The sequence below is a fragment of the Larsenimonas rhizosphaerae genome, assembly GCF_026240105.1.
Lineage (GTDB): Bacteria > Pseudomonadota > Gammaproteobacteria > Pseudomonadales > Halomonadaceae > Larsenimonas > Larsenimonas rhizosphaerae.
The window spans coordinates 185,905-211,168 of the sequence record NZ_JAPIVE010000004.1 but is presented as its reverse complement, the minus strand read 5'-3'; the positions used below and the strand labels follow the sequence as shown (position 1 = coordinate 211,168).

The window sequence follows — 25,264 nt, the reverse complement described above, 5'->3', positions numbered from 1 at the left end:
GTCGCTGAACAATCGATATAAGTCGTTGAGCAATTGATATAAAAAGTGTGGCAGTCATCGCTGAAGGTTATTTGAGAATAATTTACACTCTGGCGCCCGGGCATCGGGCTCGTGTTTTTTTATTCATCAGGACAACGCATGTCTCACACGGATTCCAACGATTTCAAGCGAACGATGCAGAGTCGCCATCTGGTAATGCTGTCCCTGGGCGGTGTTATCGGTACCGGTCTGTTCCTGAGTTCCGGCTATACCGTCAACCAGGCCGGCCCGCTGGGGGCCATCATTGCCTATCTCATTGGCGGGCTGGTGGTGTATCTGGTCATGATGTGTCTGGGCGAACTGGCGGTACAGATGCCGGAAACCGGATCGTTCAATACCTATGCGACGCGTACCATCGGGCCGGGCACCGGCTATACCGTGGCGTGGCTGTACTGGCTGACCTGGACGGTGGCGCTGGGGTCGGAGTTCACGGCCGCGGGCCTTCTGATGCAGCACTGGTTTACCGATGTACCGGTCTGGGTCTGGAGCGCCCTGTTTGCCGCCCTGATCTTTGTGCTCAACGCCTTTTCTTCCCGCATCTTTGCCGAGACCGAATTCTGGCTGTCACTGATCAAGGTGATCACGGTGCTGGCCTTTATCGTGATCGGGGCGGCGGCCCTGCTTGGCTTTACGCCGGCCACCCGGGGCGGGTCGGCGCCGTTGTTTGACAACCTGTTTGCCGACGGCCTCTTTCCGACCGGGGTAATGCCGATTCTGATGACCATGCTGGCGGTCAGTTTTGCCTTCTCGGGCACCGAGTTGATCGGCATTGCTGCCGGTGAAACCGTGGAACCCGAAAAGAATGTCCCAAAGGCGATCAAGGCGACCCTGTGGCGGCTGATCATCTTCTTTGTCGGGACCATTATCGTGATTGCAGCCCTGTTGCCGTGGCAGACCGCCAGTGTGCTGGAAAGCCCGTTCGTGGCGGTATTTTCCCGCACCGGTATTCCCTACGCTGCCGATATCATGAATTTTGTCATCATTACGGCGCTGTTGTCGGCGGCCAACTCGGGGCTGTATGCGGCTTCCCGCATGCTGTGGTCCCTGGCGGAGCAAAAGACGCTGCCGGCGCTGTTCAAGCGGGTCACCCGGGGTGGTGTGCCGCTGAATGCGATCATCTTCAGCATGATTGGCGGGCTGTTCTCGCTGCTGTCGAGCCGGTTTGCCCCGGACAGCGTCTACATTGCGCTGGTGTCGATTTCAGGCTTTGCCGTGGTGGCGGTATGGATGGTGATCGTGGCCAGCCAGTTCATGTTCCGGCGTCAGTTCGTGGCCGGTGGCGGAGACCCCGCTACCCTGGGTTATCGCACACCGCTGTATCCGCTGGTCCCGCTGCTGGCCTTCGGATTTTGTACCCTGTCGCTGATCGGGATTGCCTTTGACCCTTCCCAGCGGATTGCCCTGTATTGCGGCCTGCCGTTCGTGACGTTGTGTTATCTCGCCTATTACCTTACGCGTCCGGCCGTGCCGGGCAACCTGTCTGCCGAGGAGTCTGACTGATGCCGACCAATCCGATTCATGCCCTGCTTGAGACCGTGCCGTTTGCGGTCGTGGACGGGGCGCTGGCCACCGAGCTTGAACGTCATGGCTGCGATCTGAATGACAGTCTGTGGTCGGCCCGCGTGCTGGCCGAGCAGCCCGAACTGATCACTCGAGTGCATCGTGATTATTTCGAGGCCGGTGCCGACATCACCATCACCGCAAGCTACCAGGCCACCTTTGAAGGGTTCATGGCGCGGGGCATGAGTGAAGCCCAGGCCGGCGCCTTGATTGCGCGTTCGGTGTCGCTGGCATGTGAGGCGCGCGATGCCTTCTGGGCTGATTATGCCGGGCCGATGCGGCCCCGGCCGCTGGTGGCGGCCTCGGTGGGGCCTTATGGCGCCTATCTGGCTGATGGCTCGGAATATCGAGGCGGCTACGCCATTGATGAGGAGGCGCTGATGGCATTTCATCGGCCCCGCATCAAGGCACTGGTAGAGGCGGGAGCTGACCTGCTTGCCTGTGAAACCCTGCCTTCGCTTGTCGAGGCGAAGGCGCTGGTACGGGTGCTGGCGGAGTTTCCCGAGGCGCAGGCCTGGGTTACGTTCTCGGCCCGGGATGGGCATCACATCAGTGAAGGTACGCCGATCGCTGAATGTGCCACATGGCTGGATCAACAACCTCAGGTCGTGGCCATGGGGGTCAACTGTACGGCCCTTGAGCACATCGAGTCCCTGCTGACCGATCTGCGCGCCCACACTTGTACGCCGCTGCTGGTGTATCCCAATTCCGGGGAAGTGTATGACCCGATCACCAAGACCTGGCGGGCCGCCGAGGCAGGGGAGTGCGGTCATCATGAGTCGGCATTTACCACGCTGGTTCCCCTCTGGCGTCAGGCCGGTGCCTCATTGATTGGCGGGTGCTGCCGAACCGGGCCGGACGATGTGCGTGCGATTGCCGCGCTGCGCGACGCTTCCACTGCCTGAGTCCTGACTTGTCCACACCCGGTGTCAGAGGCGACCGGGTGTGGATGATTTGCGGTTTACGTTCTGGCACCGACCGTTGATAAGCCATGGGGCGACAGACATCTGGACGTCGTATTGCTCATGGCCCTGCATTGCGTGCAGTGTATGGGCCTGCTCGGAATCCGGGAGCGCAATGCGCTCCTGTCAGGCTGTCAATCATGGATGCTCCTGTCATGTCGGTACAACGTCTTCCCCTCTGGCCCATCGGTCTTCTGTTCATTTCGATTACATCCATTCAGGGTGGAGCTGCCCTTGCCAAGCAGCTGTTTCCGCTGATTGGTGCGCCGGGGACGACCGCGATCCGCCTGCTGATGGCGGCGGCCATGCTCCTGCTGGTACTGAGGCCCTGGCGGCGACCCATTTCTGCCCGGGTCTGGAAGGCGATGATGATTTACGGTGTGGCGCTGGGGTGCATGAATTACATGCTCTACCAGGCCATAGAGCGCATTCCGCTGGGCATTGCCGTGGCGCTGGAATTCACGGGTCCGCTGGCCGTGGCGATTCTGTCCTCGCGTCGCTGGCTGGATGCACTGTGGGTCGGGCTGGCTCTGGTGGGCATTGTCATGATCATGCCCCATAGCGGGGTGGATCACGATCTGGACCTTGTAGGCGTCGCCTTTGCCCTGGGCGCGGGGGTCTGCTGGGCGCTGTATATCTGGTTCGGACAGCGTATCGGTACCGACCTTGGCCCTGAAGGTACCGCGATCGGGGTGACAATCGCGGCACTGGTGATTGCACCGCTGGGCATCTATCAGAGCGGTCCGGGGATGTTCAGCCTCGAGGTGCTGCCGTTGGCGGCACTGGTGGCCATCATGTCCACGGCATTGCCGTATTCGCTCGAGATGATTGCTCTCAAGCACCTGCCGACCACCACCTTTGGCACACTCATGAGCCTGGAGCCTGCCGTGGCCGCACTGTCGGGGCTTTTGTTTCTGGGTGAACTGCTGACGCTGGTGCAATGGCTGGCCATCGTATCCATCATGGTAGCCTCCATTGGTACCACGCTCACTCACAGGCCTGCCGATCAGGCCTGGGAAGCCGCCCCGGCGCCTGACTGACGGGCATGAGTACTACATGCTGGTGGCACCCCGGCGCAGCCATTCATGTACAAAGGCCAGTTTGCGGTGGGCACTTTCCGACAGGACAAACGGGTACAGATCGGAGAGCCCCATGGCCCGGTTGACGTGATTGACGCCGACGCTGAGGGTCGCGGCAATATGGATCAGTCGGGCAGTATCCGGCTCGGCATAGGGGTCCCATCCGGGGGCTGGCAGCTCCGGCGACGAAAGTCCGGCCGCCACGAAACTGTCGGTAATATCGGTCAGATGCAGCAGGTGCGCGGTGGTTTCAGCCCAGTCTTCATGAGGGTGCGCGGAGGCGTAGGCGGTCAGGTAGTGTTCCTGCCAGTCGCTGGGCGGCCCCTGATTGTAATGACGCTTGAGCGCTGCGGCATAATCTTCCCGTTCATCGCCGAACATCTTGCGAAACGCCTTTATGAAGTCATCACGGATGCTCAGTCGCCACCAGAGCATATGGGAAATCTCATGGCGCATATGCCCGATCATGGTGCGATAGGGCTCATCCAGCGCTTCACGCCGTGAGGTCCGCAGCACTACGTCGGCTTCCGCCACGCTGATGGTAACCACGCCAGCGGCATGACCCATCATGACCGGCGTTTCTCCCTCGGCCAGCATGTGAAATACCGGCCGTACGCCGGGGTCCTCCGGGCGGAACCAGTACCAGCGTCCCAGATTATCCAGTGCCCAGCGTTTGGCGGCTTCGGTCAGTGCCCAGTTGGCGACGGCGTCCGGGATGGATAGATCCGGGATCATGGCACTCATGGCACAGGAGCGGCACAGGGCGCCGGGTTCGGACGCTATCCAGTTGCAGCCGATCAGCTCGCGGTTGGCGCAGAAGGGGGGCATGGGCAAAAAGGCCCGTGCCTGGGGATCGTAACCGACCTGTACGCCGTCAGCGGTGGCCAGATTGTCAAACCAGAGTGAGCCGGCACCGACCGGGTTGGTGAACACGCGCATCGAAGGATCCCTCCAGCGGGAAAGAGGCCTGGAGTATAGGCAGCTATCGGAATCCGCGCCTGTTTATATCCCGGTGCAGGGTGACGAAATATCGGCCCGTGATCTGCAACGATGCGTCGTTCCGGAGTGTGCCTTGAGCTGTCTCTCTTTATCAGCGTATGCTTTTTAACCTTACCCCCCTGGTATGTGGCGGCAGCGTGCTCACAAGGCCTCCGCGGCAGTTACCTTCCTTTCATTGCTCTGGCCATCGGGCCGGGCGGTTATTCATGGTTCGGCCCAGTGGCCGATGCTGGAGACTGTTGTTCATGACCTCTGTTACTTCCGGGCCGGCGCAGGAGCGTGTGGCACCGGTCAACTCCCCGGGCAAGGTGATTGCTGCCAGCCTGATCGGGACAACCATCGAATTCTACGACTTTTATATTTATGGCATTGCGGCGGCCCTGGTCATCGGGCCAGCGTTCTTCCCGGCCTCGTCCGAGCTGGCCCAGTCGATGGGTGCCTTCATGAGCTTTGGTCTGGCCTTTCTGGCTCGACCGCTCGGGTCGGTACTGTTTGGTCATTTCGGTGATCGAATGGGACGTAAAACGACGCTGGTGGCCAGCCTTCTGTTGATGGGAGGTGCCACGGCGCTGATCGGGCTTGTCCCCACGTACGATACCTGGGGGGTGTGGGCGCCGCTGGCCCTGTGTGTGCTGAGGTTCTGTCAGGGACTCGGGCTGGGAGGCGAGTGGGGTGGGGCAGCTCTTCTGGCAACCGAGAATGCCCCGGAAGGACGGCGGGCATGGTTCGGCATGTTTCCGCAGCTTGGTCCATCGCTGGGATTTTTGCTGGCCAATGCCCTGTTCATGGGGCTTTTGTATGCGCTGGGCGAGGAGGCCTTTCTTGACTGGGGGTGGCGAATTCCTTTTCTGGTCAGTGCGGTGCTGGTATTTGTCGGGCTATACGTTCGCATGAGTCTTGAAGAGTCACCGGTGTTCAAGGCCAGCCAGCAGGAAGCCGCGCCGCGCCGCGCACCCGTGGTCGAGGTGCTGGCGCATCACAAGCGCCCCCTGGTGCAGGGGACGCTGGCCATGGTGTCCTGTTACGCGCTGTTTTACACCAGTGCCGTGTTTGCCTTGAGTCATGGCACCCGGGCGCTGGGTTATCCGAAGGAAACCTTCCTGGCGCTGTTGTGCCTGGCGGTGGTGGTCATGGCCGTGATGACGCCGGTATCAGCGTGGTGGTGTGACCGCGTCGGACGCAAACCGGTGCTGATTATCGGCATGCTGGTCACCATCGGTTCCGGCATGAGTCTCGGCCCCTGGCTGGGCAGTGGCTCGCTGGTTGGCGTGACGGCCTTTTTGTGCCTGTCGCTGGGCGCCATGGGGCTGATCTTTGCACCCATGGGCGCATTGTTGCCAGAGTTGTTCCCGACGGCGGTGCGCTATACCGGGGCATCGGCTGCCTACAATCTGGCGGGGATTCTGGGGGCCTCGATGGCGCCCTGGATTGCTGAACTGCTGGTCAGCTGGGGAGGTCTTGCCTGGGTCGGGGGCTACGTCAGTGTCATGGCTCTGATGAGTCTGGTGGCCATTCTGACGTTGACTGAAACGCGAAGGATTGCGCTGTAGACAGCCCTGCATGCAAAACGCCCCCCTGCCTGGCAGGGGGGCGTTGTCGTGGGGCGTGTCAGGTCGTCATCAGGCTGGTGTGCTTTCTTCGGTACGAGGGGCCGAGGCGGCTTCACGAGTCTGGTGTGACAGGGATTCCGGTGCCTGGCCGTTGATCGGAATCTGTCGTGGGCGCTGCTGTTCCGGCACGACACGCAGAAGATCAACATGCAGCAGGCCGTTTTCCAGCCGCGCGCCGCGGACTTCGATGTTTTCATCGAGCCGGAAGGAGAGCTTGAACGCGCGCTGGGCAATTCCACGATGCAGATACACCGGCGGTTCGCTATCGCCCTGTTCGGTCTCCGCCCGGCTGCTGCTGATGGTCAATACGCCTTTTTCGACGCTGACATCAAGCTCCTTCTCGGCGAAGCCTGCGGCTGCGATAACGATGTGGTAGTCATTTTCGCCCCGCTTTTCGATGTTATAGGGGGGATAGCTGGGCGCATCGTTCTGTACGGCGTAGTCGAACAGGTCGTTCAGGCGATCAAAGCCGATGCTGCGACGGAAAAGCGGAGACAGTGAAAAACTGTTCATGGTAAACCTCCTGGTAATCAGCGAAGTAAACTGCATTTTTCCCACCTGCCCGCGGTCGGCACAGGTGTCACGAGGCGGTGTCGCTCTCGATATTATGTTAAATAGTGGCAGCTGATCCGTTTTCAAGAGAGGCACTGACATTTTTTTTTGGAGGCGGAGCAGGCGTGCCCGTTGATCGCTTTATCTGGGCACGAAGACGTGTTTGCAAGGGGCGGCACAGGGGCCTGCCGCCCCGTTACAGCGGCTAGACTGGCAGGGTGCGTTGCTGTAGCCAGGTCAGTGCCCGGTCTGACAGACGACGTGCACTCAGTCGCTCGTAGACTTCACGGTGATAGGTGTTCAACCAGGTGCGTTCATCGTCGTTCAGCAGCAGGGGGTTGATCAATCGGGTATCGATCGGGCACAGGGTCAGTGTTTCAAAATACAGAAACTCGCCGAAGTCCGAAGGGTTGGACGATCGATTGGCGACCAGGTTCTCGATGCGGATGCCCCACTGCCCTTCGCGGTACAGCCCGGGTTCGATCGAGGTGATCATGCCCGGCTCCATTGCCGTGGTGCTGTCACTGCCGGCCTGCCAGGAAATTACCTGAGGGCCCTCATGCACATTGAGGAAGTAGCCCACCCCATGGCCGGTGCCGTGGCCGTAGTCCAGCCCTTCCTGCCAGAGGGGAGCACGAGCGATGGCATCGAGTTGCGGGGCCGGAATGTGGCGCGGGAAATGGATCCGTGACAGGGCAATCGTGCCCTTCAGGACACGGGTCACGTCATCACGCTGCTCGGTAGAAACATGTCCGACAGGCACCATGCGAGTAATGTCGGTGGTGCCACCCAGGTACTGGCCACCGGAATCGATCAACAGCAGGCCGTCCCCCCCGGTGATGCTGCTGTGCTGCTCCTGTGTGGCGCGGTAGTGCGGCAGGGCACCATTGGCATTGAAGCCTGCAATGGTCGGGAAGCTGGGCGATACGAAGTAGGGCCGTTTGGCGCGCTCGCCGGTCAGCACTTCATCAATGGTCAGCTCGGTGACTTCGGTGCCGGCAGCCAGCGCTTCATCCAGCCAGCCGAAAAATTCGCACAGGGCCACGCCGTCTTCTTCCATGGTATCGCGAATGTGGGCAAGGTCGTTTTCACTCTTGCAGGCCTTGGCGCGCGTCGTGGGCTGGATCTGCTCGATCAGGGGCGTGTCATCGGACAGCTCCCTGGCGAGCAGCAGGGTGACCCTGGCCGGGTCCAGCAGTATGGGCAGGTGCGGGTCAAGCGCGGCAACCACGGTGGCAGCCGTTTCATAGGGGGCAATGGCAATGCCTTCCTGCTCAAGCGCGGTCGTGAGTGCACCGTCGAGCCTGGCCGAGTCAATGAACAGCGTGGCCTGATCGGCCGTCACGATCATATGGGCCAGAAATACCGGGTTGTAGTCAACATCGCTGCCGCGTAACTGGGTCAGCCAGGCAATGTCGTCCAGAGAAGACAGAAAATGAACCTCGGCGCCGACATCTTTCATGGCATGGCGCAGGTCGGCCAGACGTGCGCTGGCCGGTTCATTGCTCCAGCCACCCGCATAGGCGGTCACCGGCGCATCCGGCAGCGCCGGACGGTGCGTCCAGATGGCGCTCAGCAGATCCCGTGACGTGTCCAGTGAGAGCTGGTGGCTGCCGAGCACCTCCTTCAGGCGTCGGGCGGTCTTCAGTGCCAGTACGTCACCATCAGCTCCGACCGTGCTGCCGGTCGGCAGGTGTTCGGCCAGCCACTGCATGGGGGCGGTGGCCTCACTGGGTGTCCATTTCTTGAGCTCGATACCGCTGCCTTCCAGCTGTTGTGCGGCCTGAACCCAGTAGCGGCTGTCGACCCACAGGCCGGCGCTGTCCTGCGTGACAGTCAGTAGCCCGACCGATCCGGTAAAGCCGGATAACCATTCGCGTCCCTGCCAGTAGCCCGGAAGGTACTCGGACAGGTGTGGATCAGAGGATGGCTGCCACCAGCCATCAAGGCCGTGGTCTGACATGGCCTGACGCAGGGCCTGAAGGCGGTCGGCGGGAGAGGAAAGGGTGGTCATGAAGGATGCTCCAACGGTGCAGTACGAGGGCGTGTTCTCAGGCCAGTGTAGGGTACCTGGAACACGCCTGTCTTTGTTGTGCCTGTGTCAGGACGCGCTGGCCCCTGGGTTGATGACGCTATTGTTTCGCAAGAGCCGTTTGATGGGCCGGGTCAGCAGCATCAGAACGGCCGCCACAATGATCAGCGCCAGGGCGCAACGACCGAACAGTTCCGGCAACTGGGTGATTTCCTCGGGATTGACGTGGCCGCCGATCAGTCCGGCGACCAGGTTACCCAGCGCCGAGGCCGTAAACCAGAGCCCCATGACCTGACCACGCATCTTGTAGGGGGCCAGCGCGCTCATGGATGACAGGCCCACCGGGCTTAGACACATTTCTCCTACGGTCAGCAGAAAGATACTGCCGGTAATCCACCACAGTGAGACTGCTTCCGTACCACCCACGATGCGCTGTGCGGCCAGTACCATCAATCCGAAGCCGGCGGCGGCAAAGAGCAGCCCCATGACGAACTTGACCGGGCTGCCGGGCTCACGGCCACGCCGGCCCAGCGCTGGCCAGAGCCAGCCGAATATCGGCCCCAGTACAATGATGAAGAGAGGGTTGAGTGATTGAATCCAGACCGTCGGAACCTGAAAATCGCCGATCATGCGATCCGTGAAATCACGGCCGAACAGGTTATAGGACGTGGGCTGCTGTTCAAACGAGGCCCAGAAACAGGCCGCCGCAGCGACCAGCAGAAAGCAGACACCCACGCGCAGGCGTTCCTCACCGGACAGCCCGTTGAAAAAGGCCAGAAAGATGAAGTAGCCAAGCGCACACAGAATGATGATGGTGGTCATCGAGGTAGCGATCGCCACCGGGTCGATCGGGATATACCCAGCCATCGCCAGGCCGACAGTCACGGCCACTGCTGCCCCGATACCTGCGATCCAGCGGCCAACCCCCTGGCGCTGGACGGCCGGGCCATCCCAGGAGGCGTCGCGATCTCGTAGCCGATCGCCGCGCTTCATGGCCGGTACGGCACCCAGGCGGAAGATGGCCAGCGCAACCAGCATGCCGAGCCCACCGATGCCAAAGCCCCAGTGCCACCCCAGTTCCCGCATCAATACGCCGGTCAGTAGTGGGGCGAGCAATCCGCCGATGTTGATGCCCATATAGAAAATGGCAAAGCCGCCATCACGCCGCGCATCTCCTTCGCCATAAAGACTGCCGACCATGACCGAAATACAGGTCTTGAACAGGCCCGAACCGATGACGATAAAGCCTAGGCCCAGAAAGAACGCCGGCGCCCCCAGCATGGCGGAGACTGCGATGCACAAATGGCCCAGCGCAATGATCAGCGAGCCATACCAGACGGCGCGTTGCTGTCCCAGCCAGTTATCGGCCAGCCAGCCACCGGGCAGGGTGGCCAGGTACATGGTGCCGGCAAAGATGCCGACGATGGCCGAGGCCGTGGTGCTTGAAAAGCCCAGACCGCCCTCCTGTAACGTCGCGGCCATGAACAGCACCAGCAGTGGCCGAATACCGTAGTAGGAAAAGCGTTCCCACAGTTCGGTAAAAAACAGCGGGCCAAGTGCCCGCGGATGGCCAAGGAAACCACGATCCTGATGGGAATCGGTCCGTTGGCCAGAGGGTGTGGAATGCATGAGAATCACGCCTTGTTGCCATTATTGTCAGTTTTCGCGGCTACAAGATTCACCACCCACCCCATTGATGTCAAAGCATAAATGCGGTGAAAAGGGAAATGGCGCACCTGCGCCGGAGCGATGTTCGTGCCGTTTCCTGTCTCGCATGACAGGAAGAAAAGAAGGTCCTTCGCTGGGTGAGAAAGTGCGATGTATTGCCACATGGGCCAAAAAAACCGCTGAATTGAAGCACTTGGACGTGAAGAACAACCATGCAGCGGCCGTTATCCCTGACGCTACGAAAATTACATCAGGAGAAGCAGCAATGGCTGTAACAACAATGCGTTCACGCATCATTGTCATTATGACCGCGGTGGTGATCGGCATGCTTGGCTTGAGTCTTCTTGACGCGCTGAGTTCCCGCCATCAGAAAATGGAGGAAAAGCGAAGTTTCCTGATGGGGAAAGTGAACACCGCAATAGCACTGGCCCAATTTCAGTTTGACCGGGCTCAGCGTGGAGATATCTCCGAGGAGCAGGCCAGACTGAACGCCAGGGATCAGCTCGCCACCCTGCGCTGGGACAATGGCACGGGGTACATGTTCGTATTCGATTCCGCACCGACCATGCTGATGCACCCTGTGGACAGGGGCAAGGAAGGCCGGAATCTGAATGGAGCCACCGATCAGGACGGCACCCCACTGTACAATGACATGGTAGCCGTAGACCGTCGTGACGGAGGTGGCTTTACGGATTATGTCTGGCCGCGGCCCGGCAATATCGATGCCGAACCCAAGCTGGCCTATACCGCGTATTTCGAGCCATGGGACTGGCACATCGGGACAGGGGTATACCTGAATGATGTCAAGTCAGCCTTCATGACGGCGCTGCTGAAGGGGGGCGCTATTTCCCTGTTCGTGATTGCCATCATTTTCTGGAACATGCGCGCGATCAAGCGGGTGCTGGGCGGTGAGCCTGGCGATGCAGTGGCGCTGGCCCAGCGCATTGCCCAGGGCGATCTGGTGGATCGGGGCGGTGTGACCTATGCGCCGGACAGTGTGCTGGGGCAGCTTCAGACCATGCGTGCCCAGCTTGGCAGGCTGGTATTTCAGGTAAGGCAGGGCGCCGAGCGGGTTACTTCCGGCAGTGCCGAGATTGCCGAGGGTAATAATGATCTGTCTGATCGCACTCAGTCTCAGGCCGCAAGTCTTGAAGAAACGGCGGCCTCGATGGAGCAGATTACCGCGACGGTAAAACAGACCGCCGAGAGTGCCCGCTCTGCCGATCAGCAGGCGACAGCAGCCCGTGATAATGCTGAACGCGGTGGCAGGGTGATGGGGCAGACCATTGAGGCCATGGACGCCATCAATGCCTCCAGCCAGGAAATTACCGAAATCGTAACGATGATCGAGAGCATCGCCTTTCAAACCAACCTGCTGGCACTGAATGCGGCGGTGGAAGCGGCCCGTGCCGGTGAGCATGGTCGTGGCTTTGCCGTGGTGGCCTCGGAAGTGCGGGCGCTGGCCCAGCGTGCAGCAACCGCGACCAGTGACATCAAGGCCTTGGTGGATCAAAGCGGCGCTCGTATTGATGAGGGAACCGCTCTGGTGCGGGAATCCGGCAATGTGCTGGAGGAAATCGTGTCCTCGGTGTCCATGGTGTCGAGTCTGATTGCCGAAATATCCGAAGCTTCCCGTGAGCAGACCTCCGGCATCGACCAGACCAATCAGGCCATCACCGATATGGATCAGAACACCCAGCAGAACGCGGCGCTGGTCGAGCAGTCGGCGGCTGCCAGCCGCTCCATGCAGGAAGAGGCGCAGCGCCTTGAGGCACTGGTGGCCACGTTTGCCCTGGACAATGACATGACACGTGCCGGGGCTGCGCGTCCGTCCCCGGTTACGGCATCAAGCGCCTCGCACGGCATTTCCTCCTCCAGCCCCCGGCCTGTCGATCTGCCAAAGGGCACGGCCCGGCGGCCGGAGCCGGCAGCAGTAACAGCGGAGGATGACTGGGAAACCTTCTAGTCTTCAGTACGGCATGATGTGACAAGGGCGGCCCCATGGGCCGCCTTTTTTTGTGCCGGGCTGCCGGTCGGCATCAGGCGACGTCCTGCAACATGTATTAGAGTGCAGGGGCCGGTTCGTCGCAGTACTGCCGGTGTCGTGACCTTACACTTGATGATGACGCACTTTGGAGGCGCCGTGTCTGATCCTGTATCTTCCCCTGACGCATCGGCGTTGTCTGACAAGACCTTCATCGAACGTGGCCGGCGTGGTTACCGTGCCACGATGCTGGCGCTGTTTCTGGGCGCCTTTTCGACATTCGCCCTGCTTTACTGCGTGCAGCCGATGATGCCGATCTTTTCCCATGCCTTCGGTATCGATGCCGCGCGCAGCAGCCTGGTGCTGTCGGTAGCGACGGCCTCGCTGGCGGTGGGGCTTTTGTTTACCGGTGCGCTGTCTGACGCCATCGGGCGCAAGGGGATCATGGTCTTTGCACTGCTGTCGGCGTCTATCTGTACGCTGGCTGCCGCGTTGATGCCAGGCTGGGGGGGCGTACTGGTCATGCGGGCCCTGGCCGGGCTGTCATTGTCCGGGTTGTGTGCTGTTGCCATGACCTATCTGGGCGAGGAAATCGCGCCCCGTTTCGTGGGTGTCTCGATGGGGCTTTACATCGGTGGCAGCGCCATTGGCGGCATGGGAGGGCGGTTGATCAGTGGGGTGCTGGTGGACTGGCTGCACTGGCGCTGGGTGCTGGGCATCATGGGGGTGATTTCACTGATAACGGCGGCCCTGTTTATCCGGCTGCTGCCACCATCGCGTCACTTTACGCCGCGGCGGCTGAGTTTCAGCAACTTGCTGGAGGGCTTTCGGCTGCACTTTCGCGATGCCGGGTTGCCCTGGTTGTTTCTGGAAGGCTTTCTGCTGATGGGCAGCTTTGTAACGCTGTTCAATTATATTGCCTATCGGCTGCTGGAGCCGCCTTACCATTTCAGTCAGGCCGTGGTCGGCCTGATGTCCATTGTCTACCTGTCAGGTATCTACAGCTCTGCCTGGGCGGGTGCAGTCGCTGACCGGCGAGGGCGGCCGCAGGTATTCTGGGTGTTTATCGGTGTCATGGCAGGCGGGCTGGCGATTACATTGATGAGCCCGGTGTGGGCCATCCTGGTGGGGATGCTGATCTTTACCTTTGGCTTCTTTGCTGCTCATTCGGTGGCCAGCGGCTGGGTGGGACAGCGTGCTACCCAGGCAAGGGGGCAGGCCTCATCGCTTTATCTGTTCAGTTATTATCTGGGGTCTAGTTCGGCCGGTACGCTGGGTGGGGTCTTCTGGCGCTGGCATCAGTGGCCCGGTGTGGTGCTGTTCATCGGCCTGCTGCTGACCTGTGCTCTGGTGGTCGCGTTGAGGCTCAAGCGTGTATCGGGTGTGGGATAGCCGGGCATGTCACCGTGCCGGGCCTGGTATGGCCCGGCACGGAAGGACTCAGATCTGACCGACCTTCACCAGACTGCCTTTCATGGTCGTGGGGATATCTTCGATCATGACCAGGTTCAGCGATTGCCCACTATCCTGCAGAGCCACCTTGTCGCCGAGGTCGGCATTGATGTCATCCGGAGACAGCGTATACATGCCGCCGTTGAACGGGTCGACAATCAGCCAGCCAATGAGGCCGCTGAACAGCAGATTGCCTCCGATATACCAGCCATTTGCTGACGTGGTCAGCTCCACTGTCCGGGGAGAATAGCCCGGCTTCTTGATTTCAACGTGGTATGTCTTGCCACCAAAATAGCTGCCATCGGATTTCCTGAGCGTTACCGTCGCAGGCGTGGTGCCGGAAAAGACCTGTTTGGCCGTTTCGTCAGTAATGATGATGCCTGCGTTGGATGGCGTGCTGTTAATGGTCACACTCTGTTCGCTGTCGCCGACGATAGAGGCGCAGCCGGTCAGGCTGAGTGCGGCACAGGTGCCCATCAGGGCGGCAAGGGTCTTCAATTTCATGGGGCAATCTCTTGTAGTATGGGCCCTTGAAAGGCCTTCGATAATGCACCGATCGTTCTTCTTCAGTGCAAGTGCCTGACAGGTAACGACATTTGATTACTCTTCTTTAGTTATTTTTTTTATTAAGTGATCCGGTCGTGTGATCGGGTCACTGTGCATGGTCAACAGGAGACATGACATGGCACTGGATACTGCTGAGATAGACCGACTTTTACAGGCACGTGGCAACGCCTATACCCCGTATTCTCATCATCCGGTGGCCGCACTGGTCGAGGATGATCAGGGGCGTCAGTTCGCTGGCTGCAATGTTGAAATTGCCAATTACAAGGGACTGTGTGCCGAGGCCAGCGCCATTGCCACCATGGTGTCACAGACGGGAGCAACAGCCCTGCGTCGAGTCGTCGTGATGGGTCCGGGCAGCGCACTGTGTACACCCTGCGGTGACTGTCGGCAGCGCATTCGCGAATTTGCCACGCCGGATACCGAAATCGTGGTCGTCAATGGCGAAGGTGAGGTGCTGAAGCGCTATTCCATGGAGATGCTGCTGCCGGATTCCTTCGGGCCGGAAAATCTGACGGTCTGATCAAGCCGGCCTGCTACGCCAGCTATACCCTGATCACGCTCAGGGCCATGGCGATGACCTGCATTGGTCCATCGGAAGGGCGGGACTCTGAAACGCCGCGGCCCTCGGGAAGGCAGGTCAATGCTCCCCGAGGGCCGCGATGTATCGACCGGACACGTGATGAGCGCGGGCCGGCCGGTATTACCTGTCAGCCATGAATGCCCTGGCTTCTCAGGTAGTCGTCGTAGGTGCCGCTGAAATCGACAATGCCATCGGCAGTCATGTCGAGAATGCGGGTGGCCAGGGAGCCGACAAACTCCCGGTCATGGCTGACAAAGATCAACGTACCGGGGTAGTTGTCCAGCGCAAGGTTGAGTGCTTCGATGGATTCCATGTCGAGGTGGTTGGTGGGCTCATCCATGACCAGCACGTTGGGCTTTTGAAGCGCCAGCTTGCCGAACAGCATCCTGCCCTGCTCGCCACCGGAAATTACCTTGACGGTCTTGCCGATGTCATCATTGGAGAACAGCATGCGGCCCAGGGCGCCCCGTACCATCTGTTCGCCCTCGGTGGTCCACTGGCTCATCCAGTCAAACAGGGTTTCGCCGCCGTCAAAATCGGCGGCATGGTCCTGGGCGAAATAGCCTACTTCGGCAGCATCGGTCCATTTCACGGTGCCTGCATCCGGTGCCATCGTCTCTACCAGGCAGTTGAGCAGGGTTGTCTTGCCGATGCCGTTCGGTCCGATGATGGCGATGCGCTCACCGGCTTCTACCTGGAGGCTGAACCGGCTGAACAGGGTGTTGTCGCCCCAGGCCTTGGTCAGCTTGTCGACGGTCAGGGCCTGACGGTGAATCTTTTTGGTCTGCTCGAAGCGAATGAACGGGCTGACACGAGAAGAGGGCTTGACCTCGTCGAGCTGGATCTTGTCGATCTTGCGCTGGCGTGACGTGGCCTGCTTGGCCTTGGAGGCATTGGCAGAGAAGCGGCTGACAAACTGCTGCAGTTCGGCAATCTCGGCCTTTTTCTTGGCGTTGTCAGCGTGCAGCCGTTCCCGGGCCTGGGTAGCGGCAATCATGTATTCATCGTAGGTGCCGGGGAACAGGCGCAATTCACCGTAGTCCAGGTCGGCCATGTGGGTGCAGACGCTGTTCAGGAAGTGGCGATCATGCGAGATGATGATCATGGTCGAGTTGCGAGCCCGCAGAATGTCTTCCAGCCAGCGGATGGTATTGATGTCCAGGTGGTTGGTTGGCTCATCCAGCAGCAGTACATCCGGATCACTGAACAGGGCCTGAGCCAGCAGTACTCGAAGCTTCCAGCCCGGTGCCACGACGCTCATGGGCTCGAAGTGCTGTTCCAGCGGTATGCCCAGTCCGAGCAGCAGTTCGCCGGCACGCGCTTCGGCGGTATAGCCATCCAGCTCGGCAAACTGGACTTCAAGGTCGGCTACCTTCATGCCGTCTTCTTCGCTCATCTCGCTTTGCGAGTAAATGCGCTCGCGCTCGGCACCGACCTTCCACAGGGCTTCGTGGCCCATGATGACGGTATCGATCACACGCTCGTTCTCGAACGCGAACTGGTCCTGGCGCAGCTTGCCCAGGCGCATGTTGGCATCCTTCATCACCTGACCGCCGGTGGGCTCCAGGTCACCCCCCAGAATCTTCATGAAGGTGGACTTGCCGCAGCCATTGGCGCCGATCAGGCCGTAGCGGTGACCATTACCAAACTTGACGGAAACATTTTCGAACAGCGGCCGGGGGCCGAACTGCATGGTGATATTGGCAGTAGAAAGCACAGCGGGGGGTTCTCGCGGGAACAGGTGAGTGAGCCGACCCTCGAGGCGTGATGCAGCATGCAGGGCCGATGCGGCCATTGTACGTGCTTGCCCCCCGGGCGTCATCGCTGCCGTGCATGTTTCGGGGGGCTTTAATCGTCTAGGTCAGCACAGCGATCAGCAACAGGGCCAGTCCCAGCATCGATACCATGTACACCATCGAGCGCACCCAGGGTATGCCAAGGGCATAAAGAGGCACATAGACCATACGGGCCAGCAGGTAGAGCCAGCATCCCCACAGGCTCAGGGTGCCTTCCTGACCGCTGATGTGAAGAATCAGCACGGCGGCGATGAATAGCGGCAGGGTTTCAAACAGATTGCGCTGGGCGCGAAACAGGCGGCCGGTGACCTTGCCCATCGGGGGGCCGTCATGGTCGCGCGGGCCGGTATTGTATTCCACCCCTGTTTCCCGGTTGCGCCACATGGCCGGCAACAGGATTTGTACAACGGCCAGTACCAGTGTCCAGCCCAGCAGATAAAGCTCCATGCTCATGACATTTTCTCCTTGAGTGCTCGCCAAGCATAGAAGAAGCCACCGCATTACGGCATGGGCTTATTGCACAAACGGCACAGTACATAACTGCATTTATTGTCACAATTATTACAGGAATGCTTCACTTATATTACAGGACGATACTAAAGTGCGCTCAGGACTTACGAAGCTCATACGCGATGAATACGCTGAAAATCCTCTCTTTTCTACGGCAGCGAAAGTGGTACTTGGCGCTACGCTTCTGGTGATCATCGTGGCGATCATCTGGGAGTCCATGGGCCTGCCACCTCAGCTCATGTCGCTTTACAATGAAGAGTCCCTGCCGAACCGCTTTGCCCAGGGGCTGATGATACTCAGTGTGTTCATGTTTCTGGTGGGCTACGCTCGCCACAACACGCGCGCCTTTCTGGCGCTGGCCTTTTTATATGCGTTTGTCTGGTTTGATGACACCATGATGTACCATGAGCATGTTGGTGCGTTTCTGGATAGCCACGGGCTGGTACAGGCGCGTGGCGGCATGCGGGCTCAGGATATTGGCGAGCTGATTGGCTGGGGTCTGGCAGCCATTCCGATGGCTCTGGTCTTTTTGTGGGCCTGGATGGGCCGACGCGCCGGTGACTTTGGTATGCTGGTCGTGTTTGGCTGCTGCTTCGGGTTGCTGGTGTTCTGTGGCGTGGTCGTGGACATGCTCCATATCGCCATGGGTGGCGCCGAGGCGATGGATATCGGCTGGATCGAGGATGGTGGCGAAATTTTCTCGGTCGCACTGGCCTGTGTCTTCTCGGTACTCTTTTCGACCATGAAGACGGAGCGGTGGTTTGTGGCCAGCGCGCGAGCGGCAGCGCAGCACACCCATCAGGATACGCGTCACGCCCTGTCCTTCTGATGGCAGTGGTCCGATGATTTGAAGGCAGCGCACAGCGCTGCCTTTTTCATGTTTGGTCAGTGCATGAAAGGCTCGGAAGGGCCGATGAAACGCTTATCCTCTTATTTGGCAGGGAGCCAGTATGTCCAATCGATTGATTCAACTGATTGCCTCCGAGGATGATTCGGACACCATCACATCATGTTTCGAAAAGCTGGAACTCGAGGAGTGGTGGAAAAACTCGCCGGCCGGAGGGGGTGAGCGGGTCACGTTTTATGTCGCCCTGCATCAGGCTGAATCTCAGGAGGTCATGGACGCGCTGGGCGAAGCACTGAAGGGCAAGGATGACTGGCGGTTGTTCTCGCTGGCTACCGAGGCCAACCTGCCGGAAGTCGATGATGAGGATGAGCAGGAGCGCCTGGAGCAAAAGAATACCGCCAGTGCGCGGGAAGAGATTTATGGCGATATACGTAGCGGCGCCACACTGACGCGTGATTATCTGTTGATGACCGCCCTGGCCACCTGTGTGGCGGCGATCGGCCTGAATCAGGGGCAGGTGGCCGTCGTCATCGGGGCCATGGTGATTGCACCGCTGCTGGGCCCCATTCTTGCCTTCGCCTTCGGCTCGACACTGGGCAACCTTGAACTGCTGTGGATTGCAGCACGGTCACTGCTGGCCGGGCTGGGAGTCTCGATCGCCGTCGGCATCCTGCTCGGGTTTTTGTATCGAGCAACTCCGGACAACCAGATGATGAACTTCTCCGGTGTCATGAGCCTGCAGACTCTGATGTTGCCCCTGGCTTCCGGCGCGGCCGCAGCGCTGATGGTCGCTGGTGGCAAGATGTCGGCTTTGGTCGGCGTCATGGTGGCTGCTGCGCTGCTGCCGCCGCTGGCGGCCTTCGGTCTGTTCATTGGTGATGGCAACTACCTTTCCGGCGGGCGGGCTCTGGTGTCGGTGGTAGTAAACATCATCGCCATCAATCTGGCGGCACAGGTCGTGTTTCTATTGAAGGGTATCCGTCCCAAGCGCTGGGATACGGAGTCACGCGGCACGTCTGTCAAGCTGGCGCTGGGCGTGTCTGCGGGACTGGCGGTCGTGGCCGGGCTCTTTCTGTGGCTGTCTGGCAGTAACGTGAACTTCAGCCTGCTGTAACGCCTTCGTATTTTGCACATCGGCGTACAACACGCCAGAATCAAATGACGATTCACTGACAGGGACACTACCGGTTATGGCAGATTCAAGACCGCTTGATGATGAGGCGCTTGCCTTTACGGAACGCTATTTGAACAACGCATCGCCCACTGGCCAGGAATGGTCCGGTCAAAAGCTGTGGATGGATTATCTCACGCCATATGTGGATGAGTTCTTTACCGATACCTACGGCACTGCGGTGGGCGTGATCAATCCCGAGGCCAAATACAAGGTCGTGATCGAAGGCCATGCCGACGAGATTTCCTGGTACGTTAATCACATTACCGACAATGGCCTGATCTACGTAGTCAGAAACGGCGGTAGTGATCATCAGATTGCACCATCCAAGCGGGTCAATATCCATACCCGTGACGGGGTGGTCGAGGGGGTGTTCGGCTGGCCGGCGATTCACACCCGAAGCAATGGCAGCAAGGAACAGGCGCCCAAGATCGACAATATCTTTGTTGATGTGGGGTGCACGACGCGAGACGAGGTTGAGGCGCTGGGCGTGCACGTCGGGTGCATCATTACGTATCCGGACGAGTTCTTTATCCTCAACGAAAACAAGTTCGTGTGCCGTGCCCTGGACAACCGTATTGGCGGGGTCATGATTGCCCAGGTCGCACGGTTGCTGAAGGAAAATGGCAAGACGCTTGATTTTGGCCTGTATATCGTCAACTCGGTGCAGGAAGAGGTGGGGCTTCGTGGCGCACAGATGATCGCCGAGCGCATCAAGCCTGATGTGGCCATCGTGACCGATGTCACCCACGATACCACCACTCCCATGATCGAGCAGAAGACCCAGGGCACCCTGAAAATGGGGGATGGCCCGGTGGTTACCTATGCGCCCGCGGTGCAGCAGCGCCTGCGTGACAGGATCATCAGCGCGGCTGAAACCCACGGCATTCCGTTCCAGCGTTCTGCTTCCTCGCGGGCGACAGGCACCGATACCGATGCCTTCGCCTACAGCAACCAGGGTGTGGCATCGGCATTGATTGCCCTGCCGCTGCGTTATATGCACACCACGGTCGAGATGGTGCACCGTGATGATGTCGAGAATGTGATCAGGCTGATTTACGAAACGCTGCTGACGATTGCGCCTGGCGAAACCTTCAGTTATTTCGAGTAGAGCCTCCGGGCCTTTCCTGGCCCGTGTAATGCCCGGCAAAGCCGGGCGTTATCCCTGAACCCGAAAACGCGGTATGATGGACGTCTTCACCTGCGTTTTGAGTGCTGGTGATGGCTCGGGGCCATCTTCTGCAGTTCTCTTCTCCTGTTGTCCCCCTTTCCCTTGCTGGCCTGCCCCGAAGGCGAGCGTTAGATGGTTGATTCAATGTCATTTTCCGAGCTGGGCCTATGCCCTGAGCTGCTTGCCGCCGTTGATCGTGCAGGCTATACCACCCCGTCACCGATTCAGGAAAAGGCTATTCCTGTCTGTCTCGAAGGCCGCGATGTGCTGGCTGCCGCCCAGACTGGTACCGGCAAGACTGCAGGCTTTGCCCTGCCGATTCTGCAGGGCCTGTTTCAAAATGGCGCACGGCGCCAGCCCAATCGCGTTCAGGCGCTGATTCTTACACCCACACGTGAACTGGCCGCTCAGATCGGTGAAGTGGTGGAAATGTTTGCCGCGTCACTGCCGGTCCGGCTGACCAGCGCCGTCGTATTCGGTGGGGTTAGTGCCCGTCCCCAGATCGATGCGCTGGCAAAGGGCGTGGATATTCTGGTGGCCTGCCCGGGTCGTCTGCTTGACTTGATCAACCAGAAGGCGGTTCGGCTTGATAACGTCGAAACGCTGGTGCTGGATGAAGCCGACCGTATGCTTGATATGGGCTTTATCCATGATATTCGCAAGCTGATGAAGCTGATCCCCACGGATCGTCAGACCCTGTTGTTTTCCGCAACCTTCTCGAGCGAGATTCGCTCACTGGCGTCGGGCTTTCTGCGTCAGCCGGTCGAGATCGATATCACGCCGCGCAACAGCGCTGCTCAGAGCGTGGAGCAATCGGCCTTCTTTGTGGATCGTCCGGCCAAGGCGGCGGCGCTGATTCACCTGATCAAGGCCCGTCAGTGGGAGCAGGTGCTGGTATTCACCGCCACCAAGCACATGGCCAACAAGGTCACCTACAGTCTGCAGCAGGCAGGCATCGAGGCGGCTGCCATTCATGGCAACAAGAGCCAGAATGCCCGTACCCAGGCGCTGTCAGGCTTCAAGGACAAGCGCGTCACGGCCCTGGTTGCGACGGATGTGGCTGCCCGTGGTATCGACATCAGCGAGCTGCCGCAGGTCGTGAACTTTGAGTTGCCGGCAACGCCTGCCGACTACGTGCACCGTATCGGGCGTACCGGTCGTGCAGGTGCGGCGGGGCAGGCCATTTCGCTGGTTGACAGTGAAGAAAAGGATCAGCTGCGTCGCATCGAGCGCCTGATCAAGTCCAATCTGCCCAAAACCGACATGTCGGACTTCGATGAAGCCAGTGCGAAGGCACAGTATCCGCTGCTGTCACCGCCGCGTGGTCCGAAGCCGGTGCGCAAGGCTGGTGGCGGTAATGGTCGTGGCAAGCCTTCCGGCGGCGGGCGTAACGGGGGTGGTAATGCCAGTGGCAATCGCGCCGGTGGTGCTCCTTCCGGTGGTCAGCCGAGCCGCAACCGGCGTCCGCGTCGCAGTGGCGGCAACAACTCCTCGTCCAGTCAGAGCTGAGTCAGGCCTCCGGAGACGGATCAAGCTGCTGCCACAGTGCTTCAAGTGCCGAGTGGCGTGGCCGAGCCAGCGCTACCAGTCTGATATCCAGTTCGACATCAAAGGCCTCGTCCGCACTGCGGACGAGGCCTTTGTCATTGGCCATCCTGGCCGGCAGCCAGCCCATGCCGTATCCCTGTTGAATCAGTGTCTTGACATTGCCCGATTGCAGATTGTCATTAAGGGGCAGCAGATGTGGTGTAGGTGACAGGCGAGCCATGTGAGCGGCAATGGGCTGTGCCATGAAGCTGCGCGGATGGTAGGCCATGACCGGTACGGGTTGCTCCGGCGTCCCGGGCAGGGCAAAGCGAGGCGTTGCCTCGTCAGTGATCGCCGCCAGACTGACAGGGATCAGCCGCTCCCGGCCGACTGAATGCCAGCGTAGTCGGTCACTGTCGAATCGATCCGCCCAGGACAGGTCAGCGCTCCAGTAGACCAGTGCGACATCACACTGGCCCTGCTCCAGTGCGTCCAGATATTCACTGCCGATCCAGTTGGTGCTGTGAAGATCCGGCGATAACAGAGGCTCAAGACCTGTGGAACCGGCCCAGTCCTGGAAAAAGTGGGTAAACAGACTTTGGGCGGCGGCCAGGCTCAGGCGTGAGAGGGCAGCATCGGTCAGGATCGAAATGCGCTCACGGGTGAGCGCCAGCTCACCACTGACGGTTTCGCAAAAGGCCAGAAAGTGCTGCCCGGCCGGTGTCAGTGACAGGGGCAGGGTCTGGCGGTCGATCAGGGTCGTGCCCATGGCCTCTTCCAGCAGGCGAATGCGTCGGCTGAAAGTAGGCTGGCTTACGTGTTGTCGTTCCGCCGCACGGGAAAAGTGGCGAGTGCGGGCCAGCGCCATGAAATCGTCGAGCCAGCGTATTTCCATTGGGTCGTATCTTTATCGTTGTTGTCGGACAAGGCCGTTGACACCTGGCGGGTGCCGTACAGCCGCGCCCGGGATGCAGGTTGTGCAGCCTCGGACGTTATCGGCCAGTAATGGTGTGGCTTCATGATATGACCGAATGGTCAGTTTTTCTGGTTTTTCCGGCCCGGTCAGGAGGCGTCGTCGTTGATCGCATCTGCCGGGCCGGGTGTGGCAGTGTAATTACAGACGTCCCTCCTCCAGGGCATGACAGGCCACCCGGGCATCGCCATAGGTCTTCAAGGCCGGAATGTCTTCGCGGCAGCGCGCATTGGCGTACGGGCAGCGTCCATGGAACACACATCCCGATGGCAGGTTGACGGGGGTGGGCACTTCACCCGTCAGCCGAATCGGCGTGGGGTGTCCATCCGAGAGCCGGGGAATGGCCGACAGCAAGGCCTGGGTATAAGGATGGCGGGGGGTGGAAAACAGTGTGTCACGCGGTGCCAGCTCGCATAGCGTGCCCAGATACATGACGGCCACGCGCGTGGCGAAATGCTCTACCACGGCCAGGTCATGGGTAATGAACAGATAGGTCAGCCCCCGTGCCTGCTGGGCATCGCGCATCAGGTTCAGTACCTGGGCCTGAATGGAGACATCCAGAGCCGAGATCGGCTCATCCGCCACGATGAATTCCGGGTCGACGGCAAGCGCGCGGGCAATGGAAATACGCTGACGCTGACCGCCGGAGAATTCATGGGCGAAGCGGCCTCCCCATTCAGGATCGATGCCTACCGAGCTCATGACCTCCTGAACCTTGTCCTGCACGTCACCACGGTTCAGGGATGGGTTATGAAACGTGATCGGCTCTTCCAGAATCCGGTTGATGGTCATGCGGGGGTTCAGTGACGCGTAGGGGTTCTGGAAGATCATCTGCATGCGCCGTCGCCAGGGAAGCAGCGCATGGGCTGACAGCTGATCGATGCGAGTGCCATCAAAATGGATCTCGCCCTCGCTGGGAGAAATCAGCCCCATGACGGTACGGGCCACGGTTGACTTGCCGCAGCCGGATTCGCCGACCACGCACAGGGCCTCGCCCCGGGCTACATCCAGATCAACGCCGTTGATGGCGTGCACGTATTCCTGTCGACGAGTGAGGCGGCCCTTCGAGAAATGCAGCTGCTCGAGCCAGTTGCCTGACAGATTGAACCGTTTGCGCAGCCCGCGGATGCTCAGCAGGGTGGATGGGTCGTGCCGGGGGCTCGTGGTGGCCTGGTCGGTCGGCTGAGTTATCTCAGACGGTATCATGGGCTTTCTCCTTGGCCAGCATGGCCTCGACCATGTGACAGGCGACCTGGGTGCCGCCGGTACTGACAAAGTGGGGTACCTCCCGGGTGCAGCGCTCGGTGGCAAAGGTGCAACGCGGGTTGAAGGCGCAGCCCGGAGGAATATTGTTGAGTGAGGGCATGGCGCCAGGGATCTGGTTCAGGCGCTCGCCTGGGGTAGCCATCTGAGGCAGGGCATCAAGCAGTCCCTGGGTATAGGGATGCTGCGGATCATTGATGATTTCCCGCGTCGGACCCTGTTCGATGATGCGCCCGGCATACATGACCAGCGTTCGTCGAGTGACCTGAGACACTACGCCCAGATCATGAGTGATCAGCATCAGGGCCACGTTTTGGGTGTCACACAGCTCGGTGAGCAGGGCCATGATTTCCGCCTGAATCGTGACATCCAGTGCGGTAGTGGGTTCATCGGCAATGATCAGGTCAGGATCAAGCAGCAGTGCGATGGCGATGATGATGCGCTGGCGCATGCCCCCGGACAGTTCATGGGGATACTGGTCCAGCCGGCGTTCCGGCGAAGGAATCTGAACAAGATTGAGCTTGTCCAGCGCGATCTGTCTCGCTTCCCGCGTACTGATGCGCCGATGCGCCTTCAGACACTCGATCATCTGAGCGCCAAGCGTCAGTACCGGATTGAGGGTCATCATCGGGTCCTGAAAGATCATGGCAATACGGTCGCCACGGATCTTCCTGAGCTGTCGTTCACTCATCCTGTTGAGGTGATGGCCGTCGAAGGTAATCTCACCGCCGGCGATAAAGCCCGGATGGGCAATCAGATTAAGAATCGAGAAGGCAGCCACTGACTTGCCGGCGCCGGACTCACCGACAATGCCGAGTCGCTCACCGCGCTCCAGTGAAAAATCGATACCTCTCAGCGCCTGAACAGCCTTGCCTCGGCTTGAGAAGCGTACATCCAGTTGTCGTACATCAAGCAGTGCCAT

General features: G+C 59.9%; 21 protein-coding genes. 11 read left to right on the top strand and 10 right to left on the bottom strand.

What is annotated here, in order from left to right:
• Nucleotides 1-138 precede the first annotated feature (138 nt).
• The 3 genes from OQ287_RS13640 to OQ287_RS13630 all read left to right on the top strand — a co-directional run bounded on the left by OQ287_RS13640 (nt 139) and on the right by OQ287_RS13630 (nt 3,601).
• Complete coding sequence (locus tag OQ287_RS13640; protein WP_265896803.1) at nt 139-1,539, top strand: amino acid permease; 1,401 nt, start codon at nt 139-141, stop codon at nt 1,537-1,539.
• Complete coding sequence (gene mmuM / locus OQ287_RS13635) at nt 1,539-2,504, top strand: homocysteine S-methyltransferase (RefSeq protein WP_265896801.1); 966 nt, start codon at nt 1,539-1,541, stop codon at nt 2,502-2,504. Before OQ287_RS13640 ends, mmuM begins: the two co-directional genes overlap by 1 nt.
• Before the next feature lie 212 nt (nt 2,505-2,716).
• Nucleotides 2,717-3,601 (top strand): EamA family transporter, encoded by an 885-nt coding sequence (locus tag OQ287_RS13630; RefSeq protein WP_250938335.1) that lies wholly within the window; start codon nt 2,717-2,719, stop codon nt 3,599-3,601.
• A gap of 12 nt (nt 3,602-3,613) precedes the next feature.
• Here the strand turns inward: OQ287_RS13630 and OQ287_RS13625 are convergent, their stop codons facing one another.
• Nucleotides 3,614-4,579, bottom strand: coding sequence for a zinc-binding metallopeptidase family protein (locus OQ287_RS13625; RefSeq protein ID WP_250938337.1), 966 nt, complete (start codon nt 4,577-4,579; stop codon nt 3,614-3,616).
• A gap of 305 nt (nt 4,580-4,884) precedes the next feature.
• On the opposite strand from OQ287_RS13625, the gene OQ287_RS13620 reads away from it, so the two are divergent.
• On the top strand, nt 4,885-6,189 hold the full coding sequence (locus OQ287_RS13620; protein ID WP_265896800.1) for an MFS transporter: 1,305 nt from the start codon (nt 4,885-4,887) through the stop codon (nt 6,187-6,189).
• A gap of 69 nt (nt 6,190-6,258) precedes the next feature.
• On the opposite strand, the gene OQ287_RS13615 is transcribed toward OQ287_RS13620, so the two are convergent.
• The 3 genes from OQ287_RS13615 to OQ287_RS13605 all read right to left on the bottom strand — a co-directional run bounded on the left by OQ287_RS13615 (nt 6,259) and on the right by OQ287_RS13605 (nt 10,462).
• Nucleotides 6,259-6,762, bottom strand: coding sequence for an Hsp20 family protein (locus OQ287_RS13615; RefSeq protein WP_250938341.1), 504 nt, complete (start codon nt 6,760-6,762; stop codon nt 6,259-6,261).
• Between the two features lie 244 nt (nt 6,763-7,006).
• The gene (locus tag OQ287_RS13610) at nt 7,007-8,815 is read right to left on the bottom strand and encodes an aminopeptidase P family protein (protein WP_265896799.1); all 1,809 of its coding nucleotides are present in this window, start codon (nt 8,813-8,815) and stop codon (nt 7,007-7,009) included.
• Nucleotides 8,816-8,902: 87 nt separating this feature from the next.
• Entirely contained in the window at nt 8,903-10,462 is a 1,560-nt protein-coding gene (locus OQ287_RS13605; RefSeq protein ID WP_265896798.1) for a peptide MFS transporter, read from the bottom strand.
• A gap of 304 nt (nt 10,463-10,766) precedes the next feature.
• On the opposite strand from OQ287_RS13605, the gene OQ287_RS13600 reads away from it, so the two are divergent.
• Together OQ287_RS13600 and OQ287_RS13595 are read left to right on the top strand one after the other, a co-directional pair.
• A complete protein-coding gene (locus OQ287_RS13600; RefSeq protein WP_265896797.1) occupies nt 10,767-12,467 on the top strand; it encodes a methyl-accepting chemotaxis protein in 1,701 nt (566 codons plus the stop codon).
• 177 nt (nt 12,468-12,644) lie between these two features.
• A complete protein-coding gene (locus tag OQ287_RS13595; protein WP_265896796.1) occupies nt 12,645-13,877 on the top strand; it encodes an MFS transporter in 1,233 nt (410 codons plus the stop codon).
• 48 nt (nt 13,878-13,925) lie between these two features.
• Here the strand turns inward: OQ287_RS13595 and OQ287_RS13590 are convergent, their stop codons facing one another.
• Entirely contained in the window at nt 13,926-14,441 is a 516-nt protein-coding gene (locus OQ287_RS13590) for a putative periplasmic lipoprotein (RefSeq protein WP_250938346.1), read from the bottom strand.
• A 178-nt stretch (nt 14,442-14,619) separates the two neighbouring features.
• Between OQ287_RS13590 and cdd the strand changes: the two genes are divergently transcribed.
• The gene (gene cdd / locus OQ287_RS13585) at nt 14,620-15,024 is read left to right on the top strand and encodes a cytidine deaminase (protein ID WP_250938347.1); all 405 of its coding nucleotides are present in this window, start codon (nt 14,620-14,622) and stop codon (nt 15,022-15,024) included.
• A gap of 187 nt (nt 15,025-15,211) precedes the next feature.
• Here cdd and OQ287_RS13580 read toward each other — a convergent pair whose 3' ends face one another.
• Both OQ287_RS13580 and OQ287_RS13575 read right to left on the bottom strand, forming a co-directional pair.
• Nucleotides 15,212-16,801 (bottom strand): ABC-F family ATPase, encoded by a 1,590-nt coding sequence (locus OQ287_RS13580; RefSeq protein ID WP_250938766.1) that lies wholly within the window; start codon nt 16,799-16,801, stop codon nt 15,212-15,214.
• Between the two features lie 139 nt (nt 16,802-16,940).
• Nucleotides 16,941-17,333: an MAPEG family protein gene (locus OQ287_RS13575; RefSeq protein ID WP_250938348.1), complete on the bottom strand. Its 393-nt coding sequence runs from the start codon at nt 17,331-17,333 to the stop codon at nt 16,941-16,943.
• 148 nt (nt 17,334-17,481) lie between these two features.
• On the opposite strand from OQ287_RS13575, the gene OQ287_RS13570 reads away from it, so the two are divergent.
• From OQ287_RS13570 to OQ287_RS13555, 4 genes are all read left to right on the top strand, one after another.
• The gene (locus tag OQ287_RS13570; protein ID WP_265896795.1) at nt 17,482-18,219 is read left to right on the top strand and encodes a hypothetical protein; all 738 of its coding nucleotides are present in this window, start codon (nt 17,482-17,484) and stop codon (nt 18,217-18,219) included.
• 121 nt (nt 18,220-18,340) lie between these two features.
• Complete coding sequence (locus OQ287_RS13565) at nt 18,341-19,351, top strand: TIGR00341 family protein (protein ID WP_250938351.1); 1,011 nt, start codon at nt 18,341-18,343, stop codon at nt 19,349-19,351.
• 76 nt (nt 19,352-19,427) lie between these two features.
• Nucleotides 19,428-20,519, top strand: coding sequence for a M42 family metallopeptidase (locus OQ287_RS13560; protein ID WP_265896794.1), 1,092 nt, complete (start codon nt 19,428-19,430; stop codon nt 20,517-20,519).
• Nucleotides 20,520-20,711: 192 nt separating this feature from the next.
• A complete protein-coding gene (locus OQ287_RS13555; protein WP_250938355.1) occupies nt 20,712-22,088 on the top strand; it encodes a DEAD/DEAH box helicase in 1,377 nt (458 codons plus the stop codon).
• A 1-nt stretch (nt 22,089) separates the two neighbouring features.
• On the opposite strand, the gene OQ287_RS13550 is transcribed toward OQ287_RS13555, so the two are convergent.
• The 3 genes from OQ287_RS13550 to OQ287_RS13540 form a co-directional block, all read right to left on the bottom strand.
• The gene (locus tag OQ287_RS13550; RefSeq protein ID WP_250938357.1) at nt 22,090-23,001 is read right to left on the bottom strand and encodes a LysR family transcriptional regulator; all 912 of its coding nucleotides are present in this window, start codon (nt 22,999-23,001) and stop codon (nt 22,090-22,092) included.
• Nucleotides 23,002-23,220: 219 nt separating this feature from the next.
• Nucleotides 23,221-24,285 (bottom strand): ABC transporter ATP-binding protein, encoded by a 1,065-nt coding sequence (locus OQ287_RS13545; RefSeq protein ID WP_265896793.1) that lies wholly within the window; start codon nt 24,283-24,285, stop codon nt 23,221-23,223.
• Nucleotides 24,272-25,264: an ABC transporter ATP-binding protein gene (locus OQ287_RS13540; RefSeq protein ID WP_250938359.1), complete on the bottom strand. Its 993-nt coding sequence runs from the start codon at nt 25,262-25,264 to the stop codon at nt 24,272-24,274. Before OQ287_RS13540 ends, OQ287_RS13545 begins: the two co-directional genes overlap by 14 nt.

Excerpts from the sequence above, each read along its gene's own strand:
- OQ287_RS13640 (WP_265896803.1), top strand. The coding sequence starts at position 139 with ATGTCTCACACGGATTCCAACGATTTCAAGCGAACGATGCAGAGTCGC.
- OQ287_RS13620 (WP_265896800.1), top strand. The coding sequence starts at position 4,885 with ATGACCTCTGTTACTTCCGGGCCGGCGCAGGAGCGTGTGGCACCGGTC.
- OQ287_RS13610 (WP_265896799.1), bottom strand. The coding sequence starts at position 8,815 with ATGACCACCCTTTCCTCTCCCGCCGACCGCCTTCAGGCCCTGCGTCAG.
- OQ287_RS13575 (WP_250938348.1), bottom strand. The coding sequence starts at position 17,333 with ATGAGCATGGAGCTTTATCTGCTGGGCTGGACACTGGTACTGGCCGTT.
- OQ287_RS13565 (WP_250938351.1), top strand. The coding sequence starts at position 18,341 with ATGTCCAATCGATTGATTCAACTGATTGCCTCCGAGGATGATTCGGAC.
- mmuM (WP_265896801.1), top strand. The coding sequence starts at position 1,539 with ATGCCGACCAATCCGATTCATGCCCTGCTTGAGACCGTGCCGTTTGCG.
- OQ287_RS13615 (WP_250938341.1), bottom strand. The coding sequence starts at position 6,762 with ATGAACAGTTTTTCACTGTCTCCGCTTTTCCGTCGCAGCATCGGCTTT.
- OQ287_RS13590 (WP_250938346.1), bottom strand. The coding sequence starts at position 14,441 with ATGAAATTGAAGACCCTTGCCGCCCTGATGGGCACCTGTGCCGCACTC.
- OQ287_RS13550 (WP_250938357.1), bottom strand. The coding sequence starts at position 23,001 with ATGGAAATACGCTGGCTCGACGATTTCATGGCGCTGGCCCGCACTCGC.
- OQ287_RS13600 (WP_265896797.1), top strand. The coding sequence starts at position 10,767 with ATGGCTGTAACAACAATGCGTTCACGCATCATTGTCATTATGACCGCG.
- cdd (WP_250938347.1), top strand. The coding sequence starts at position 14,620 with ATGGCACTGGATACTGCTGAGATAGACCGACTTTTACAGGCACGTGGC.
- OQ287_RS13630 (WP_250938335.1), top strand. The coding sequence starts at position 2,717 with ATGTCGGTACAACGTCTTCCCCTCTGGCCCATCGGTCTTCTGTTCATT.
- OQ287_RS13555 (WP_250938355.1), top strand. The coding sequence starts at position 20,712 with ATGGTTGATTCAATGTCATTTTCCGAGCTGGGCCTATGCCCTGAGCTG.
- OQ287_RS13540 (WP_250938359.1), bottom strand. The coding sequence starts at position 25,264 with ATGGCACTGCTTGATGTACGACAACTGGATGTACGCTTCTCAAGCCGA.
- OQ287_RS13625 (WP_250938337.1), bottom strand. The coding sequence starts at position 4,579 with ATGCGCGTGTTCACCAACCCGGTCGGTGCCGGCTCACTCTGGTTTGAC.
- OQ287_RS13560 (WP_265896794.1), top strand. The coding sequence starts at position 19,428 with ATGGCAGATTCAAGACCGCTTGATGATGAGGCGCTTGCCTTTACGGAA.
- OQ287_RS13605 (WP_265896798.1), bottom strand. The coding sequence starts at position 10,462 with ATGCATTCCACACCCTCTGGCCAACGGACCGATTCCCATCAGGATCGT.
- OQ287_RS13545 (WP_265896793.1), bottom strand. The coding sequence starts at position 24,285 with ATGATACCGTCTGAGATAACTCAGCCGACCGACCAGGCCACCACGAGC.